Origin of the sequence: Marixanthomonas spongiae, from assembly GCF_003095375.1 — a bacterium.
In the GTDB taxonomy this organism is placed as follows: Bacteria; Bacteroidota; Bacteroidia; order Flavobacteriales; family Flavobacteriaceae; genus Marixanthomonas; species Marixanthomonas spongiae.
Map to the genome: position 1 here is coordinate 297,374 of NZ_QEHR01000006.1, position 18,150 is coordinate 315,523.

General features: G+C 36.7%; 15 protein-coding genes and 1 pseudogene. 7 read left to right on the top strand and 9 right to left on the bottom strand.

The features are described 5' to 3' along the window. Positions 1–3 precede the first annotated feature (3 nt). Together DDV96_RS11015 and DDV96_RS11020 are read right to left on the bottom strand one after the other, a co-directional pair. Positions 4–897, bottom strand: a complete 894-nt coding sequence (locus DDV96_RS11015) for a hypothetical protein (RefSeq protein ID WP_116694818.1) — start codon at positions 895–897, stop codon at positions 4–6. A gap of 21 nt (positions 898–918) precedes the next feature. After that, positions 919–2,634 carry a hypothetical protein gene (locus DDV96_RS11020; RefSeq protein ID WP_116694819.1) on the bottom strand — a complete coding sequence of 572 codons (1,716 nt, stop codon included), beginning with the start codon at positions 2,632–2,634 and terminating at the stop codon, positions 919–921. Between the two features lie 233 nt (positions 2,635–2,867). Between DDV96_RS11020 and DDV96_RS11025 the strand changes: the two genes are divergently transcribed. The 3 genes from DDV96_RS11025 to hemL are packed head-to-tail and all read left to right on the top strand — an operon-like array spanning position 2,868 to position 5,939. Beyond that, positions 2,868–3,809, top strand: a complete 942-nt coding sequence (locus DDV96_RS11025; protein ID WP_116694820.1) for a 1-aminocyclopropane-1-carboxylate deaminase/D-cysteine desulfhydrase — start codon at positions 2,868–2,870, stop codon at positions 3,807–3,809. Between the two features lies 1 nt (position 3,810). Beyond that, complete coding sequence (locus DDV96_RS11030) at positions 3,811–4,647, top strand: glucosaminidase domain-containing protein (RefSeq protein ID WP_116694821.1); 837 nt, start codon at positions 3,811–3,813, stop codon at positions 4,645–4,647. Positions 4,648–4,652: 5 nt separating this feature from the next. Beyond that, positions 4,653–5,939, top strand: coding sequence for a glutamate-1-semialdehyde 2,1-aminomutase (hemL, locus tag DDV96_RS11035; RefSeq protein ID WP_116694822.1), 1,287 nt, complete (start codon positions 4,653–4,655; stop codon positions 5,937–5,939). A gap of 280 nt (positions 5,940–6,219) precedes the next feature. Here hemL and DDV96_RS11040 read toward each other — a convergent pair whose 3' ends face one another. From DDV96_RS11040 to DDV96_RS11055, 4 genes are all read right to left on the bottom strand, one after another. Next, the gene (locus DDV96_RS11040) at positions 6,220–6,570 is read right to left on the bottom strand and encodes a hypothetical protein (protein WP_116694823.1); all 351 of its coding nucleotides are present in this window, start codon (positions 6,568–6,570) and stop codon (positions 6,220–6,222) included. Between the two features lie 88 nt (positions 6,571–6,658). Continuing rightward, positions 6,659–7,093, bottom strand: coding sequence for a hypothetical protein (locus tag DDV96_RS11045; RefSeq protein ID WP_116694824.1), 435 nt, complete (start codon positions 7,091–7,093; stop codon positions 6,659–6,661). A 236-nt stretch (positions 7,094–7,329) separates the two neighbouring features. After that, positions 7,330–8,604 carry a fibronectin type III domain-containing protein gene (locus DDV96_RS11050; RefSeq protein ID WP_116694825.1) on the bottom strand — a complete coding sequence of 425 codons (1,275 nt, stop codon included), beginning with the start codon at positions 8,602–8,604 and terminating at the stop codon, positions 7,330–7,332. 256 nt (positions 8,605–8,860) lie between these two features. After that, positions 8,861–10,318: a hypothetical protein gene (locus tag DDV96_RS11055; RefSeq protein ID WP_116694826.1), complete on the bottom strand. Its 1,458-nt coding sequence runs from the start codon at positions 10,316–10,318 to the stop codon at positions 8,861–8,863. A gap of 162 nt (positions 10,319–10,480) precedes the next feature. Between DDV96_RS11055 and yiaA the strand changes: the two genes are divergently transcribed. Then, positions 10,481–10,957 (top strand): inner membrane protein YiaA, encoded by a 477-nt coding sequence (yiaA, locus tag DDV96_RS11060; RefSeq protein ID WP_116694827.1) that lies wholly within the window; start codon positions 10,481–10,483, stop codon positions 10,955–10,957. A 180-nt stretch (positions 10,958–11,137) separates the two neighbouring features. Here the strand turns inward: yiaA and DDV96_RS11065 are convergent. The 3 genes and pseudogenes from DDV96_RS11065 to DDV96_RS11075 form a co-directional block, all read right to left on the bottom strand. Further along, positions 11,138–11,374 (bottom strand): annotated as a pseudogene (locus DDV96_RS11065) (lysine--tRNA ligase); the annotation flags it as partial. Positions 11,375–11,567: 193 nt separating this feature from the next. After that, positions 11,568–12,371, bottom strand: a complete 804-nt coding sequence (locus DDV96_RS11070) for a hypothetical protein (RefSeq protein ID WP_116694828.1) — start codon at positions 12,369–12,371, stop codon at positions 11,568–11,570. A 481-nt stretch (positions 12,372–12,852) separates the two neighbouring features. After that, entirely contained in the window at positions 12,853–13,542 is a 690-nt protein-coding gene (locus DDV96_RS11075) for a hypothetical protein (RefSeq protein WP_116694829.1), read from the bottom strand. Positions 13,543–13,641: 99 nt separating this feature from the next. On the opposite strand from DDV96_RS11075, the gene DDV96_RS11080 reads away from it, so the two are divergent. The 3 genes from DDV96_RS11080 to DDV96_RS11090 are packed head-to-tail and all read left to right on the top strand — an operon-like array spanning position 13,642 to position 17,892. Continuing rightward, complete coding sequence (locus DDV96_RS11080) at positions 13,642–14,859, top strand: ABC-three component system protein (RefSeq protein ID WP_116694830.1); 1,218 nt, start codon at positions 13,642–13,644, stop codon at positions 14,857–14,859. A 2-nt stretch (positions 14,860–14,861) separates the two neighbouring features. Beyond that, positions 14,862–15,566, top strand: a complete 705-nt coding sequence (locus DDV96_RS11085; protein ID WP_133240843.1) for a hypothetical protein — start codon at positions 14,862–14,864, stop codon at positions 15,564–15,566. Beyond that, positions 15,559–17,892, top strand: coding sequence for an AAA family ATPase (locus DDV96_RS11090; RefSeq protein WP_116694832.1), 2,334 nt, complete (start codon positions 15,559–15,561; stop codon positions 17,890–17,892). Before DDV96_RS11085 ends, DDV96_RS11090 begins: the two co-directional genes overlap by 8 nt. Positions 17,893–18,150 lie beyond the last annotated feature (258 nt).

Below are 18,150 nucleotides of genomic sequence, written 5' to 3' on the forward strand. Positions count from 1 at the left end.
TGGTTATGTTAATGCGGGGTTAGTGTGATTTTTTTGTGGGGTTGCGTGTGTTTTAAATTGCCTTTGGTAAAGTAAAAAAGCTAAGAGTGGTACCAAACCGTGGGGTATTCGGTATATGGTTAGATGCAGGGATTGGTGCAAGCTGTCGGCAAAGAAATCTATATAGGTACCAGCCACGACCCGTGCCAAGGCTGTCATAATGCCCCATATAAAAGCGTACAACAGGGCATACCTGGCAATTTTAGGGATAAAAATGGCTACGGAAAGTACCAAGTCCAGCACACCGGCAATGTATAAAAAGGTAACCGTGGTGTTTTCTGAAATGCCCAAGGAAGCAATGGTCATATCGATAAAGTTACCGGGCACTTGGTAATAGCCCAACGCGTACAAGCCGTGGGAAGTAAAGGTAATGGCAATCAACACTTTTAAGGTGAACGTTATTTTTTGAAGCGAAATACGTTCGTTCAAGGCCATTAACAGCACCAGTGGCGTGGCAAATTGAATGGCGTGTTCAAAAAACTGGGCGTAGTGGAAAAACTTCGCTTTCATCAATAAAACCGAAAGTACGGTTAGCAATACTGCTCCTATGATAATAGGCAGTTTTAACCATTTTTTGTTTTTGTTGTTGATGGCCAAGGCCGCTATCCCGGCAAGTACGTACAGTGCCCCATTGATGCGGATGCTGCGCTGTATCCAGCTGTCCACGGTAAGGTTTGTTACATAGTCTTGCCATGGGGTGTTGAACCATCCCTCCACGATGCCGGCCATTAAACCGTGGTCCCACAGCAAAGCCCTGAAAGGCGCATCGAAAAAGAGGAACTGATAGCCTCTTCCTATAAAAATAAGGAAGGCGCATACTTTTAATAGGGTGATGGTGTTTTTTCTTGAAAAATTCATATTTCAGAATATAGAATTATTTTAATGAAGAGCTACCCAATTGGTTCCATTATGAACGTATAATGTGTTATCATCTCCATTAAAGTAAATCTCACCTGCTACTCCATCTGCAGCTGCTTTAACGGGAAGTGGTTTTAATTTTATCGTTTCACCTATTGTCACACTCTCTGCAACTTCAAGATCTTCGTGCACTTCAACATCGCCATCGTTTTGTAGGGTCATATTGAGCCTTGAATTACCGCTGTTTGAGCCAGGGTTATTACCGGAATAAAACTCAACCACTCCGTCAGATTTATTGTGACCAATCTGCAACGTATGGGAGTTGTTGTTGTTTCTGAAAAAAGCCTGCAAGCCAGATGAAACTGTGCCTGTATTACTGCCATCCCAAAGTTCTAAAGCTTGGTGGGTGGTACTGGTGCCATTGTTGGTGTTGTCTATGCGAATAGTGGTTGCTGCATCTTGGTCTCTGGTAATGTGAAGAATGTCTCGTGGATCACCGCCAGTGTCGCGTCCAATATTTACATTTCCAGCAGGGGTAATCTTAAACTGGGCGTTGTTTGCTCTTTGTATTGTACTTATGTAAAAATCGGAATCTTCTGCCGTTGGGGCATTTTCAGCTGAAATAAACCATTCTTGGGATTGCGCCCTAAACTGTATGTTTTCGCCATCTCCATCGTGGCCTGTCGTGCCTGAGCCGATGTCCACATCCCCGTTTACATCAAGAATTTCGTAGGGTGATTGCGTTCCAATTCCCACGCGGTTTTCATTGTCCATGGTCATGGTAATGGCAGAGTTTGAACCGTTGCTGTCGCCCGAATAGAAATGTACGATACCATCACTTTCATCATGACCAATTTCTAAAACATCGCTCCTGTTGTTGTGTCTTATAAAAGATTTTAAATGGGTCTGTCCGTCCCAAAATTCCAGTGCGGTATGGGGGTGGTCTTGCACTGTGCTGGTGTTGTCTATGCGTATGGTTGTAGCCTTATTATGTTGGTTGTTAACTACGTGGAATTCGGAGAGCGGGAGAGTGTCACTACTTTTACCCACTTTTACGTCACCGTTTGGGGCGATTATCAAGCCTGCAGTATTTTCCCTTTCGGTTGTTCCAATATAAAAACTGCTACTATTTGGGTCTGGGTGATTTTTGACGTTGATGTTCCATTCGCCACTCTGGCCGGTCATCTGTATATTTTCCGAACCATAGTCGAAGTTGGATGCTGCACCGCCAATTTCAATGTCGCTGAGAACCTGCAACAGATCGTTTGCCGAGCCTTGCGTAGTTTTTCCAATTAACAATTGCCCTCCAGAAGAATTTATGCGCATGTTTTCGTTGCCATTGGTTTTAAAAATTACATCCCTATTGTCGGTTGTACCCATAAAATTTGTTGCTTCGTCTGTCCCAGCATTCCCGGTAAGGGACCAATCGTCGTCCACGGTATTGCCTATATTTACCCATCGCAGGCCATTCCAGTAATGAAACCCTTTGCCGGTAGTGCTGTTGGTGTTGTATACCAACAAGCTTTCGGTGTTGCCACCGGTTACCGGGGCTATAGTGTTTAAATCGACAATGTCAACACGGGGCACGAGCATCCCTTTATTGGTGCTGTTTACATCGAGCATGGAACCGCCCGCAGGAGTGGTGGTGTTAATGCCCACTTGGGCTATCCCGTTGGTTAGGGCCAAAAAGACCGTTATTAAAAAAAGCGTTTGTTTAAAAATAGTTGTTGGTTTCATAAGTAGTTAGTTGTCAATTGATTTGGATGAACAAGTATAACGAAAGAAATAGACTAAAAACAAAAAAACTCGATGAAATACGGTAAATTTTATGATATATACGAAATATCCTACAAATTAATAATCAATAGGTTAGCTTTTTGGTTAGTGACGGTACGTTGTTTTTTAAAATGCTGTTCGAAATTTTAGCGCCCGCACGGTTTTGCTTAATTTAGCGGTATAGGCTTTACTTTATGAAAGGTCCTGTTAGCACTTTTTTCACTTCCCCCTTTCAATCGGCGTTGCAGCGCGTACCGATAGCAGCTTTTGTTGACACCACTTGCCAGCTCTATATGCTCCGAGAAGACCAGATCCACCCGTATGTATCGGGAAACAAATTCAGAAAGCTGAAATACAATATCCAACAAGCGGTAAAAGAAAACCATAGGACCCTGCTTACATTTGGCGGGGCGTATTCCAACCATATTGCAGCGGTTGCCGCGGCCGGTGCCCTATGTGGAATGCAGACCATAGGCATTGTTCGGGGAGAAGAACTTTCAGAAAAAATACATGAAAACCCTACCTTACGCTATGCCCAACAACAAGGGATGCAGCTGCATTTTATCAGTAGAGAGGCGTACCGGGATAAATATAAAGCGTCACAAATAGAACTGTTACGGGAACACTTCGGAAACTTCTACCTCTTGCCCGAAGGCGGCACCAATGCCTTGGCCGTACAAGGCTGTGCAGAAATACTTGCGGGAACTGAAACACATGCCGATTATATCTGTGCCCCAGTGGGTACGGGCGGTACGTTGGCAGGTCTCGTAGAGGCATCAGAACCCCATCAGCAAATCATTGGTTTTTCGGCCTTGAAGGGAACGTTTCAACTTTCAGAAATTGAAAAATATACAGATAAGGAAAATTTTGAACTTACAGATACGTATTGTTTTGGCGGCTATGCTAAAATAGATTTGCAATTGGTGCGTTTTATTAATGAATTTTATAAAAAAACCGGCATCCCTTTAGACCCGGTCTATACCGGAAAAATGTTGTTTGGCATCGTTGACTTGCTCAAATCTGGGCATTTCAAGGAAAATAGCCGTATTTTTGCCGTCCATACGGGAGGGCTGCAAGGCATTGCCGGAATGAACCAACGTTTAAAAAAGAAAAACCTGCCACAAATAATTTGTTAATATGCTATACCGAATTTGCATTGTATTGTTAATCAGCACCCTATTTTTCGGTAGCTGCAAATCTAAAAAAAGAGCGGCTGCTTCAAAAAACAAAACCCGTACCGAACGGGTGGTTATACGAAATTCCCAAAAAGGGGACATTAAACTTCCCAAAAAGACCGAAGTAAAAACCCCGCCGCCCAATGCGTCTTATGCCGAAATCGTTACCACCTACATCGATAACTACAGCTTGATAGCCATGGAAGAGATGCAGCAGTATGGCATCCCTGCCAGTATTACCTTGGCACAAGGTATTTTGGAAAGCGGTGCTGGCCGTGGCGAACTGACCCGCAAGGCCAACAACCATTTTGGCATTAAATGCCACGGTTGGACCGGCGGGCGTGTGTATCACGACGATGATGAACTGCAGGAATGTTTCCGCAAGTACAAAGACCCAAAATATTCGTTCAGGGACCACTCGTTGTTTTTAACTGAACGTAGCCGGTACCAAGACCTTTTTAAACTGAAAAAACACGACTACAAAGGCTGGGCAAGAGGCCTGAAAAAAGCCGGTTACGCCACCGATCCGCGTTATCCCCATAAACTGATAAGCATTATTGAGCGCTATGGTCTTACCCATTACGACGACCTTGTATTGGGCGGTACCACAAAAACGGCAAAAACCAATGTGGCCAACGCCAAAATTAAAACCTATACCGTACAGCGGGGCGATACCCTGTACAGCATTTCGCGCCGTTACAATATAACGGTCGATACCTTAAAACAATACAATGGATTGGAGGACAATACCATATCCATTGGGCAAGTATTGTACTTGCACGAAGTAAAAAACCAGTAATTGTTATGATTTATAAAAGAAGCAGTGCCCTTTTTAAAGCGGCACAACAAGTGATACCCGGTGGTGTCAACTCTCCTGTGAGAGCCTTTACGGCCGTTGGTGGCGACCCTATTTTTGTAGAAAAGGCAAAAGGTGCGTATTTGTACGATGCCGATGGCAATAAATTGATAGACTATATCAACTCCTGGGGCCCTATGATATTAGGCCATGCTTACGAACCAGTAGTGAAAGCGGTAGTCGATAAAGCTAAAAAAGGGACCTCTTTTGGCATGCCTACCGAAATAGAAACCGAAATAGCTTCCTTGGCTGTTTCCATGGTGCCCAATATCGATAAAATACGGTTTGTTAACAGTGGTACCGAAGCCTGTATGAGTGCGGTACGCTTGGCTCGTGGCTTTACCGGGAAAGACAAGATCATCAAGTTTGCTGGCTGTTACCACGGGCATAGCGATTCGTTTTTAATACAAGCCGGAAGCGGTGCCGTTACCTTTGGAACGCCTAATAGCCCCGGGGTCACCCAGGGGACTGCCAAAGATACTCTATTGGCGAACTACAACGATTTAAACCACGTGGCCGATCTCATTTCAGAAAACAAAGGGGAAATTGCCTGTATCATTTTAGAACCCGTTGCGGGGAATATGGGCTGTATTCCACCTTCGGAAGGGTTTTTGGAAGGCTTGCGAAACCTGTGTAATGAAAACGATATTCTTTTGATTTTTGATGAGGTGATGACCGGTTTCCGTCTGGCAAAAGGCGGGGTTCAGGAACGGTACGGAGTGGATGCCGATATTGTTACCTTCGGAAAAGTGATAGGCGGCGGTTTACCGGTAGGGGCTTTTGCCGCCCGGGCCGAGATTATGAGTTATTTGGCACCCGAAGGCCCGGTGTATCAAGCCGGAACGCTCAGTGGAAATCCGTTGGCTATGGCAGCAGGCTTGGCGATGCTTACTGAATTGAACAGTAAGCCTGAAGTATTCACTTCCTTGGAAAAAAAGACCGAATATTTGCACAACGGAATCGCCGAACAACTCACCCAGGCAGAAGTTACCCATACCATTAACCGGGTAGGCTCGATGATTTCGGTGCATTTTTCTGAAACGCCCGTAACCGATTTTAAAACAGCTGCTTTGGCAAACAACGATACCTTTAAGAAGTTTTTCCATGGTTTGTTGAACGAAGGGATTTACATTGCCCCCAGTGCTTTTGAAACTTGGTTCTTAACCGATGCGTTAACTTACGAAGACCTTGATGCCACTATCGAAGCGTGTGGCAAGGTTGCTAAAACACTGTAGAGAACACCAATAGAATTAATTCCATAGACCTATTGACACGTCATTTTTTGTCTCCTTCTCCTACTAAGAGGGGAAGGAACACTTTGAGGATGAACTTTCAGCTTAATGCCAAAGCTTTTATGATTTTTCTTGTGGGTACAAAGTGACTGCCACGCAAGAAGTTGCCAAATCGCAAAACAAAACAGGTTTAAAGGTAAGCACATTTGAAATGACGAACTAAAAAACCCCTCCAAAGCTTCTGCTAAGGAGGGGTTTATTTTTTTATATTGCAATTGTAAGACTACTCTTTGAGCATGCCCAACCAAGTTTTGTATTGTTCGTCGTTCAATGTTTTTTTAACATTGGTCTTTAAGTCATCCAAATATTCTTTTTTCTCGGCTGCGACTTTAGGTTGGTTTAGGTCTTTGCCAGCAATGTTCTTTTTGTATTTCATCTCGTAAGAGGTGTAATACCTGAAAAGCGCGCGCTGTTGGCTGTCGTTTATATCCAGTTTTGCCGAAATATCGGCTACTTTCTTTTTGGCGATCACTTCTGGCCTATCTGAATCCTGCGACAGGCTCTGAGCCGTGGTATGCTGTACGCCAGCTACCATTATCAAAGCGATTGCGAGTATTTTGACTATGTTTTTCATATCGTTCATTTTTAATGATTGATTACCAAAGTAACCAATTTTAATGGATATAGTCCAAAAATTAAGCCAATTTTAATATTTTGAGGGATTATCCGTGGTTTTGATGATCCTTTCTTTTTTGCTTGCGTCGTTTCATGCGTTTTTTTGCAAACCGCTCCCACTTGGTGTACTGTGCTTCGGTTAAAATGGATTTCATCTCTTTTTTGTGGGCTATCCGTTTGTCCATTACTTGCGACTTTCTTTCAAATCGTTCGGTAGCTGAAAGTTTTTTTTGGTTTTTGCGGTCTTTTTTAACCGTTTTCCGTGCTTTGGCTTCTTTCAAAAACAGTTGTTTTACTTCTTTTTGCTGTTTTTCAGTCAAATCGAGGGCCAAGGTCATTTTTTTTGTCCTCAGTGCTGCTTTTTGTTCGGCTGTTAGGTTTTGTTTTAGTTCAGCTTTAGGTGCACTTTTTGGGGCCTCATGCCTTTGGGCCGTAGCACTAAAACCCAATATGGCCATGTAGATAATCAATACATTTTTCATGATTTCATATTTTTAAGTTCAACACAAGTATGACTTGTTTTTTTAAGTTTGGTTTAATTTGTTGATTAACAGCCATAAAAAAAAAGGGCGTCTAAAAAGTAAAAATAGATTGGTTTGTCTGGTCGAGCGCAGTCGAGACCTTATTGGGGCTTAACCGTCTGGAGTTCTCGACTGCGCTCGGATGGACAGCTAAAGTGACTTTTGAGACACCTACTTACAGGTCCAGAAATAAGGTATTAATTTTCAATCGCTTCTAAGTACTCAAGCAACATGGTCACCGCCTCTTCATGCACGATGGTGCGGCCCAGTTGCGGCATTCTATAGACTGGGGCGGTGCTTTGTACCCGTGCCTCAATTTCACCGCGGCTGGCGTAGATGTCCGTGTCTTCAAAAGGTGTATCGAACCTGAAATCGAGGTTGAAATTTGTTACCGAGCCGCCAGGTTGGTGGCAGTGGGCGCAGTTGATGTCCATATAGGCCCTGCCACGCTCATAAATACTGTATAGTGCCTCGTCGGTCCAATCGGGCAAGGTGCTTATATTTTCTGAAGCAGTACCTTCCAGCATCCCAATGCTTTCCAAATAGACCAATTGATTTTCACTGGTATAAGAAGGGGTAAAGTTCATGCTGCGCAGTTTCATCCCAATGGGTAAGGTGGTGTTGTCGTTATTGTGGCATGTAAAACAATCTTGTTTGGAAGGGATTTCATAGTTTATATCCAAAGTATCGCCATCTTCATTCGTGTAGCTAATGGGTTTTACGCTGCCGTTCTCGGTGTAAACAGCTTCGGTTTGGGCCTCGTTCCAAATATAATTCCCTACCTGCCAATTACCATTGATTTTCAATAGAATACGGGTTTCGATGATCAATTTGCCCGAACTGGGATCCTGCTCGTCCTTGTTGTAGTAAAAGGTTTTGGCAATTAAGGTGTTGTTGGGGAAATCTGGCAAGAGATCATTTCCTTTGTATCGCATGGTTTCGCAGTTTGGAAGGCGCACCAAGCGTTGTTTTTTAGCATAATCGGTAAACAGGGTGCTGTTTATTTCATAAAGCTGAACGTCACCTGCCGGATTTAAATCGGAAAGCGGGCCGCTGAATACGCCCATTTCAGATAAATGTGTTTTGTAGGTTAGGGTCTCAGCAAGGGTGCAGGTTTTTAATATCTCACTGTTTTTAGATTCATTTCCCTCGGCATCAAAAGCGATGACGGAAAAGCTGTATTCGGTCTCTGGAGTTAAGCTTGTGATGGGCAGGGAAGTGCTGGTAATTTCATTGTTAATTAAAGTGCCATCTTGAAAAACGGCGTATTTTACCACACCTACATTGTCGGTGGCGGCGTCCCAATTGAGCTGAAGGCTGTTTTCCGTTTTATTGGTCGTTCTAAGGTTTTTGGGGGGCGTGGGATTTTCGGTGTCCGCTGTTTCCGAAGGGGTATAATCATCATCACCGCCACAGGAAACAAGGATGGACATAAAAATAGCCGAAAAAATTTTGAGTAGAAATGGTTTCATTTGCTGAACTAATTTGGTTAAAAATAGCTATTTCTTTTTAACCGCTGTTTTACAAGGTGTTAAAAATATAGGTTCTAAATTTACAGATAAAAAAACACTATTTTTTTTGAAAGGTTTTGTTTGACAATCAGACTGTTAAGAGAACAGGAGAGAAACCCTTTTTTGTTAAGCTTATTAAACACTGTTTACAGTTATCAATAGAAATATTGAGCCGTCTAAGCCAAAAGATAAAGGTTGTATTGTAAACGGTGTTTTTTTATGATACCAACTCCAATGTTGTTTTATAGGGGTTGGTATTGTTTATTTTAGCCTTTAGCCAAGCATAAAAACTCATCACAAAAATATCTTCTTGGTGTGTGCCAACCCAATCAAAAGAAGTTTCCACCTTATTTTTAAACGTATCCGTGGTGACTTGTTCGGGGTTTTCATAATAATCTGAAACCAGTTTCATAAAGGTCAATACGCGTTCTTCCCCTGCTTTTTTAAGGGGTTTTGCAAACCGTTTTTTAAAACTTTGCAAGCGCGATAGCACTAGGTCCAGTTTATCGAGCTCCACAAGCAATAAAATTTCGATGATGCTCTTTTTAAGCACCCATAACCAACCTATTTTCTTGTCGTACCAATGGTCGCTGTGGGTAAAGTTTTTGAATACTTGATACGCTTTGCTGAACTCACTTTGCTGAAAAAAACACATACAAAGGGTCAATTGGCTGTCAAGCGATATGTTTTTTGAGTTTTCGAGCAAATGCACGGCCTTGTTTACGTAGCCCGTATAGGTTAGGTTCATCGCTTTTAACACCAGCAGTTTGTCTTTGAAACGTCTGTAATATTGGCGATTGTTCTTTTGCATTTCGGCTTCCATTTTTGCAACAAACTCTTTAGATTGTTTAAAATCCTTGTTTCTGAAACTGCCAACGGCCATTAGTTGCAGTATTTCTATGTGGTAAAAAAGGTGTTTTTGGGCCATTCCCTTTTTTTCTGAAATGATATTGTAAATCTCCATCATAAAAGACGAAACTTCGTGATAGTTGCGCTGTAAGGCCGCTGCCGTCGATGTAATATTGAGTAACTGAAACAAGGACTTATAGGTAAGGGTCGCATCCACCTTGATATTAAAGACCGTAAAATGTTTTAATATAATTTCTGTAATGGGGGTATCGCCCGGATTTTTCAATTGCTTTTTTATGGAAGCATACGCCATGTTGAGTTGAAACTGTTTTTTAAACCGTTCCATGTTGGTATGGGAAGCTTGTATCACTTCTTCCAAGGTTTCGTTGGGGTTTAGGTGTGCAAATTGTATTTTGGTGTGGTAAATTTCATTGAGGATTGGATGTAAATCTAATGCCAGGGCTTCTTTTTCGGCTTTTGCCAATATTTTAAATGCGGTTTTGTTCAGTTTTTGCTCTAAAAATATTCTGCCGGCCAATAGCAACTTCATGATTTCCATTTCTTCAGAAGTTTCCCCCGAAAAACCCTTGGAAGCCGTGAAATCCACCAGGCTATCACGGAGTCGTTTGCATAGGGCGTGATAGGCATTTTTGGACGGTTTTCCGTATAATAAAATATCTAAGTCCTGCTGTTTGCCAGTATCAATCAATTTAAAAAGTTGCAGGTTCTTTACATCGCCCCGCTGGTTCTTTTTCTTCAGAAACCGTACAAATTCCTGCTTGTCTTCCTTAGAAAACGTATTGATTATTACTGAAATATCTTTCATTTAATCGTTGGTTTAAATAGGCTTAAATATCTTAATTGAGTAATATTTTGGATAAATATATATTTTCCAATCGTAAGTTTTTGTAAAAACATACATTTTTTAACGCCCGATACTTTCGCAGATTTGTACCATAATAAAACATAAACATCAAAACGTTTAATTATGGAAAATCAAAAAATGAATACAGGGAGGGAAACCGAAAATGTGTTTACCTCTAAAAAGAAAAAAGAAGAAGCGTTTAACTGTAAACCCACTTCGGCATTTATCTCGGCCGCTTGGACCGCACTCTTTATTGGGATGATATCGTACTGTGTAGGCTTGTGGAATGCCGATATGTGGCTGAACGAAAAGGGCTATTACTTTACCATTTTGTTGTTCGGTTTGTTCTCGGTGGTCTCTGTGCAAAAAAGTGTGCGGGACAAACAGGAAGGCATTCCAGTGACCGAAATTTACTACGGTATTAGTTGGTTTACCACCATCGCCTCCATTTTGTTGTTGATAATTGGCTTGTGGAACGCCGATATGGAACTGAGCGAAAAAGGCTTTTACGGGATGTCTTTTGTATTGGCACTTTTCTCGGCCGTGGCGGTACAGAAAAACACCCGGGACATCAAATTTTTGGACAGGAAAGAGAAATAAATAATTCAAAACCGGAATGTGCCAGGCATGTTCCGGTTTTGATGTTTACGAAGCGGCTTCTATAATGGGGGCCGCTTTTTTTTGTACAGAGGTCTCGATACATTTTCACTTGCCCTGTCAGGTCAAATAAAAATACTCGACCTGACGGTCATGAATGATATTATGCATGAATAATTTTAATTATTCCACCAACTCCACAAACAGCCCTTCATCGGTTTTGTTTACTTTGGCGAGTTTGTGTTTGGTCAAGGCTTTGATGCTTTTGTCCCATTTTTTGTTGCTGAGGCCGCTTTGCTCCTTGAGTTCGTTGAGGTCTATTTTGTCGGCTTTTTTCAGCAACTCAAAAACCGCTTTTTCTTCGTCGTTCAATTCAACGGTGATTTTCTTTTCAGGTTTCATTTGCGGAAAAAATAAAACTAACTAACATAAACACCCGCTATTGCTTGTTTTATATTAAATTGATTATAATGCCCTGACTAATTTGTGACTAAAACTTGTGATTTATCTACTATAATTAGCAACCTGAATTTAAATATAAGGGAAATAATCTTATTGAATCTGAATTGATTATAATATGAAACATTCAATCATGTTTATATGGCCCTGACAATTAATCCAGAAATTTTTGCCCTGTAACTGTCGCATCCCAGCCTTCAGGATAATGAACCATAGTTATAAAAAATACCTTTCTATTGATATAATCATTATCGCAATCAAAACTAGTAGGGGCTATTACCTTAAAAACCCCACGACCATAGTAAGAAACTAATTTAGGTTGATAAATCCCTTGACTTGTTACTTTACATTCAGGTTCTGAATTTGGAATTACTTTTTGAAGATATCTTAAAGCCATATTGAAGGCTTTTTTTCTCCATCTTTCGGTATTATAGTCTGTGTCTGTATTAGCCACATTCAACTCGGTCTCAGTGTTCATTTTTGGCAAATTACTTTCTACGGGGATTTTTTCCTTAAACTCAATATTTGGGTCTACTTCGTAAACATAGGTTCTTCTATCATCTTTAGTTATGTCATAAGCATATTTATGATTAGGGTCTGACTTTAATCCAAAAATAAATCTAATGTATTTTTTTCCATTCTTTGTATAAGAACTATCAGCTAATCCAACATTTTCTGTACTTTCATAAAGTTCTTTTAACCTCATCATATTTGTAATATGCATTTCAGCTCTATATAATCTTTTAGCATGTGAGCTGTCTGAGGTTTGCTCATAGTAAAACCTATACTCTTCTTCATCTAAAAGTTTTTTGTGTAACAAATTACTTGAATTTTGATTGCTTTCTTTTTCAATATTTCTAGATGGGTTTTTTGAAAGCTCAGATTTTCTTTCAAAATATGCATATCCTCCGACAAGAGTTATAAGAAATATTAATAGCAATAAGTTAGTTTTTTTCATCTTTAAAAAGTTTAATTACTTATAAACAGGCTATTGATTATTTGGCTATTATAATTATGTTTTATGACTTTGTGAATTGTAAAGACAAGTCTCTTATTACCACCCGTCTTGTTTTGTTTGATATGAACGAGTGTACTTTGAGTGCATAAAAAAGTACGGAAAAGAATTTTATTTAAAGGGTCAATACGGTTTTTGGATTAGTATGCTTCATCTGTAAAGCAATATTCAACCAAGTACCTTTGTTGAGATTATTAAAATGAATAAGGCATGGTACTATAATCCACCCCTTAGTAAGGTACTGGTATACCTGAAAGTAAAGTGAACCAAGCCCATGCCCATAGCATGGGCATTTGCTCATCATCTTTTTACTTCCATTTAAAAATTACCAGTTTTTACTAAAGTCGAAGATGGCTAATGCCTATCGTTTGTTTTATATGTTAAGAACGTTTTCTATTCTATAAAATTAAAGGTTTTTTTTAATCTACATCAAGTGTTTCACTTTTTCAATATAATCCTCTATGAATTTGTCTATATCTTCCAAGTTCTCTTCATCTTCATTATTTAGAATTGCCAATTTCATTTTAGCATCAGACCTTGTCTTACTATTAATTCTTTTAGCAATTTTTAAAATGCTTTCATCAATATCATCAATAAGTTGGTTACTTATTTTTGGTTTTAACCATTCTTTTAAATTTAAGGGAAAGTCACCTAAATAGGTGTTCACTTTTTCTATATTACTGTCAGTATTCCTTAATCGTTCTTTAATTTTATGTTGACCATTAAGTTCATAAGCCATTATTGGGAATATTTCTGACAAATCTTCAATTACTATATCTATGTTTTTTTCAAGTAATTCAAAATGATTATTATTTTCGTTATCGTTTAATGATATTGAAGAAAGAAAATTCTTTACATTATCCAAATCAATGTCATCTTCCTTTAAATTAAATTCAAGTTTGAATTTTTCAATAAACCTAGATGTAAGTTTTTTAATTTTAAATTCTTTATTATCTTCTTTGCTTAAATAAAACCTAAGCTCGAGCAGATAAAAAAGAAGTTTTTTTAACTTTCTTTTATCTTGCCTTTTTCCATTCCAAATTTTTGATGCCTCATTTAGACCCCACCCAATTGTGACAGCTAAAATTGTTATAAATGCATTAATCCATTCCATTATATAAATATAGGGTTATGATATGAGTTTCAAAATTATTGTTAACTTTGATTACTTCCCAATTAATTTCTATTTTCTATAAAACTATAAAACTATAAAATGAGTACTGATGCAACTTCCAGTTGGTCTGGATATATATTTCAAGGAGATGTTGCTTTATGTAAAGCAATTGAAAAAATGCATGAAATTGGTTTAGGCACTAATGAAAACAGCTATAAACTAAGATTAGAAGAAGATGAAGACTTCTCTTTACATACTGAAAACATAGAGTATTTTCAAGTAAAAGCATATACTGCTCATCATTATACAAACTATAAGAAAGCGTGGGATGATATGATGGAAAGATTTCCAGACCATCCACAGAACAATTATTTATACGTTCAAAAGGAAGGTATAGATAAAAGTAAATTCAGTGGTGTTATTAATTCTATTCACATTCAAGATAACTTAGTAAGTGGTAAGTATACTCTGGCAAATATTAACGAAAAATTGAATGATTCAATTATTGCTTTTTTAAATAACGACGATTTATCTGATGACGATATAGCAAATAAATTAACTTACTGTAGTAAAAAAATTGCCGATTATGTGAAAAAACGACACAGAGAAAATTTAATAAGGGAAATACCTTTTACTGAAATTTCGAATTGGCTAGATGAAGCACCATTAGCACTCAATGAAAATTTATTTTGGCATACAATTGAAAAATTATTTTTTGAGGCATTATGTGAAACGTCAGCTGAATTAGATTTGACATTAGAAGAAGAAATTCAAGAATTTAATTTGTTGGATAATGCGATTTCTGAATTGGAAATCTTAGACAAAACAGAATTTAAAAATCTATTTGTTGAATTTATTAACAATACTAAAAAAGTTGGTAGCAACCTACGGATGTCATTGGCTGATTATACAAAAAAGCGGGACATTCAGAGAGTAATTGGAAAAGCTCTGAGAAAAATATCTCGAAGACCTTTATACAGAAAGTTGTGCTATAGCTTAAAAGTTGAGGCAGGCTTTGAACAATATCAACTTACAACTAATACTGTGAATTATGACATGGCTGATAGGATTGAGAGAATTCAATTTCAAAAAGAGTGTGAAGAGCTTTTTAAATCTCCAATTTCTACTGACACTGATTTTTATGTAACTAGATCATTAAATAGATCAAAGAAGGAAATGAGCGAAGTGTTGAAAAGTATTTTTAATGTTGAAGAAATTAATGGAACAATGCCTGAAGGGAAAAGCATTGTTCTGGAAGGAGAAGAAAAACTATTTGGTTTAATAAGTATTGGAAATGCTATCAAAAAACTAGAATGATTATGAAGAATCTTATTTCTAAAATTATAGAAGAAACAGGGCAAAAGTATATTAGTTTTGATTACGAAGGTTTTGATTTTATATTTTCATATTATGATAATAAAGATGATTTTCATCTATTTCTCTTTAGTGATTATAAAGATTTGATAAGTCCAATGAATAATATCAATGACATTGAGTTTTCTTTAAACGATTTAGTAAGAAGTGTACAAGCAAAAAAGCTTGAAAAATACGCTGAAAGATATTTAGATTTAAACCTTTCTTGTGTAGTTGTGTTGAAGCATATGGATGATGATGACTTACTTCCGTTCAAAAAGGCTGAAGAGAACTATATGATAACTAAGAAATATATTTTGTCATATTCTGAAAATTCGAAAATAAAACTTTCTGAAGAATTGAGTAAAAACAATTTGAATAGTATAGTTCAAAGTCTAAATGAGCTGGCAGTTATAAATAGTGATTGTTTAAATAATTCAATAAATAATGATTGGTACATTTTGCTTTTACGACTTTTTATAAAAATTCCTTTCCTAAATTATGAAACGGGCAGTGATGAAAAAGAAAGCCTAGTAGATGTTAAGGAACTTTTTATGTCTTCCTTAGATAATCAGAGCACTGATTTATATAATAAAATTATTAGGAATTATCAGTCGACTATAGATGTAGAGGAATTTTTAAGAAAAATAGATTATTTAGAGGATGAGTAAAGAAAAATATATAATAACTAAATTAGAAGCAAAAAACTATAAGTTTATTGAACACGGTATTTATAATATTGATGATAAAAATTTAGTAGTATTGGATGGTCCAAATGGTTATGGTAAAACTACTTTGTTTGATGCAATTGAAATTATAATTGTGGGTAAACCAAGAAGAATAGAAGAAAATAATAACATATTACGAAATTATAGTTATACAGATAGTCCAATTCATAATGATAAAAGTTTACCAATACAATTAACCCTTACATTAGAGAATGAGAATAAAGATAAGTTAGAGATTTCTAGGTTCTTTGAATCATCTCCAGATGAAAAATCAATAAGAAACAACCCACAAAAGATATATGATTCCTCGTCTTTAACAATCAATTTAAATAACGAAAAAATTGATATTACTATCAATGAAGCTTTAAGGTACTACAATATTAACTTGTTTAATGTATTTAATTACGTTGAACAGGATGAAAATACCTTTTTCTTAAAAAAGAATCCTAAAGATAAATATAAAGTATTAGCAGGCTTATTAGGAGTGGAGGAACAAATTGCCGAATTAAATTTATTGAGTAATTTTTTAAAATCGATTGGAAGTAAAATTTCTTCAATAAGTGAAGGCGTAAATGAAAAAGAAGTAGAGATTAAAGAGCTCATAGGCTTTAGTGGAGAATTTGAGTATAAGAAATTACTTGATGAGGTAGATTTGCATTGGGATCAAGAGGGGTTTGAATTGAAAAGCTTTGATGTTAGAAACACACTATTGTCTGAGATGGATAATTTAAAAAATCTAGTTAAAAATAAGGATAATATATCTAAAATTAAGAAGGCTATTTACTTAACTAAGCTAAAAAATAATGATAATTTTATTAAAGATTTAGTTAAGTATTATTGGTCAGTAAATAATATTGAAATATTAGACAAAGAAAATAAAAAGAGACGTGAAGTAGATGCTAATATTGAAAGTAATAAAAAAATTATTGAATGGATTGACACTCTACACTACACAAACTTAAAAGATAAAACCACATTATCTTTTCTAGAGACAATAGAAAATCTTAAAAATGAAAAAGACAGGTTTTTAACTATAGTCAACTTAATAATATCATTAAGAGAAAGTTTGTCTACGGAAAATAAAATATTAGATAATTTAAAGAATAGAAGAGATTCATTGGTCGATTATTATAAAACCTTTTATGAAGAGTTGAATCTTAATGACAGTGAATGTCCTGTTTGTGGATTTGAATGGGAGACACATCAAAAGTTGATTGAGCAAATTAAAGAAACAGAGGTTAAAATACTTCAATCTTTCAATGCTAATTCTAAAAAACTTGAAGATGAAAAGGAAAGATTGAAAAAAGAATTTCTTAATAAAATTAGGAGCAAAATAATTTTAAAAAATGAGTCTATTTCAAAGTTTAAAGAAAAACTAATTGAAATTCAATTTTATAATTTGGTTAAGGATAAGGAGTTACTTCTAAGCTCAACTTTTAATGAGTTTTTTGAATTTTTAGAAAAAGATGAGAAAGAGAAGATATTCTCTATAGTGAATAAAAGAACTATAGAAAATAAATCTGAGTTAGAAGATCGTATTCGAAATATAATTGATGGTATTATTCCAAGCATTGACGATAGTATTAATATAAGTCAAGTTGAATCAGACTTCAAGAAGTATTTTGATAATAATTTAAGTGCTTTAAAAGAATTTGACGGAGGTAAAATAGAAGATAAGATAAAATATTTTGACTATTTATTTCATAAGTTCACTACAAATACTATTAGTGAATTAGCAAGCAGATTGAAGAAATTAAAATCAGTGGAGGAAAGAGTTGAGAAGATTAAAGGAATTTTGGATACAAAAATAAAAGAATATTTAACTAATATAATTTCTACCATTAGTATACCATTTTATATTTATACAGGAAAAATATTACAAGAACATTCCTTAGGTTCAGGGTTAATGTTTGATGCTGATATTAATAATGTTGATCCTCAAATTAAAATAAAACCACTAAACAGAGAACAGGAGGCGTCTTATACATTAAGTTCAGGACAATTATCAGCTACTGTAATATCTTTAATGCTGGTTCTTAATAAAGTTTATAACACCTCTAAACTTGGGGTTGTTCTGATAGATGACCCTGTTCAGACATTAGATGAGATTAATACACACTCATTAGTAGAACTGTTAAAATATAATTTTTCTGACCAACAAATTATCATGTCAACACATGAAGATAGGTATTCTAAATTTATGAGATATAAATTTGACAAATTTGGACTAAGTTCAAAAAGTCTAAACATGAAAAATCTCTACAATTAATAGTTTAATGTACACGTAAAATTTTATAGCACTAAAAAAAGCACTAAGTATATATTAATAAAAAAGACTTTAAAAAATTTCTGGGGGACAATTTTAAATTAAGAGTTTAGAATTTTACTGTCTAATTCGCCGACACTATCCCACTAAGTGTGTAAGTTTAAAATAACAGGGGTTGGACTTTTTTAAAGTCTGACCCTTTTTTCATAGATCGTTAGGAACTGATTTAAAATGATGCCCCAGTTCCTTATAGGCATTGTC

What these genes read in the sequence shown, in the direction of transcription:
- DDV96_RS11045 (WP_116694824.1), bottom strand. Translation starts at nt 7,093, where the DNA reads ATGAAAAATGTATTGATTATCTACATGGCCATATTGGGTTTTAGTGCT.
- DDV96_RS11070 (WP_116694828.1), bottom strand. Translation starts at nt 12,371, where the DNA reads ATGAAAAAAACTAACTTATTGCTATTAATATTTCTTATAACTCTTGTC.
- DDV96_RS11015 (WP_116694818.1), bottom strand. Translation starts at nt 897, where the DNA reads ATGAATTTTTCAAGAAAAAACACCATCACCCTATTAAAAGTATGCGCC.
- DDV96_RS11025 (WP_116694820.1), top strand. Translation starts at nt 2,868, where the DNA reads ATGAAAGGTCCTGTTAGCACTTTTTTCACTTCCCCCTTTCAATCGGCG.
- DDV96_RS11020 (WP_116694819.1), bottom strand. Translation starts at nt 2,634, where the DNA reads ATGAAACCAACAACTATTTTTAAACAAACGCTTTTTTTAATAACGGTC.
- DDV96_RS11040 (WP_116694823.1), bottom strand. Translation starts at nt 6,570, where the DNA reads ATGAAAAACATAGTCAAAATACTCGCAATCGCTTTGATAATGGTAGCT.
- DDV96_RS11080 (WP_116694830.1), top strand. Translation starts at nt 13,642, where the DNA reads ATGAGTACTGATGCAACTTCCAGTTGGTCTGGATATATATTTCAAGGA.
- DDV96_RS11055 (WP_116694826.1), bottom strand. Translation starts at nt 10,318, where the DNA reads ATGAAAGATATTTCAGTAATAATCAATACGTTTTCTAAGGAAGACAAG.
- DDV96_RS11075 (WP_116694829.1), bottom strand. Translation starts at nt 13,542, where the DNA reads ATGGAATGGATTAATGCATTTATAACAATTTTAGCTGTCACAATTGGG.
- DDV96_RS11050 (WP_116694825.1), bottom strand. Translation starts at nt 8,604, where the DNA reads ATGAAACCATTTCTACTCAAAATTTTTTCGGCTATTTTTATGTCCATC.
- yiaA (WP_116694827.1), top strand. Translation starts at nt 10,481, where the DNA reads ATGGAAAATCAAAAAATGAATACAGGGAGGGAAACCGAAAATGTGTTT.
- DDV96_RS11085 (WP_133240843.1), top strand. Translation starts at nt 14,862, where the DNA reads ATGAAGAATCTTATTTCTAAAATTATAGAAGAAACAGGGCAAAAGTAT.
- hemL (WP_116694822.1), top strand. Translation starts at nt 4,653, where the DNA reads ATGATTTATAAAAGAAGCAGTGCCCTTTTTAAAGCGGCACAACAAGTG.
- DDV96_RS11090 (WP_116694832.1), top strand. Translation starts at nt 15,559, where the DNA reads ATGAGTAAAGAAAAATATATAATAACTAAATTAGAAGCAAAAAACTAT.
- DDV96_RS11030 (WP_116694821.1), top strand. Translation starts at nt 3,811, where the DNA reads ATGCTATACCGAATTTGCATTGTATTGTTAATCAGCACCCTATTTTTC.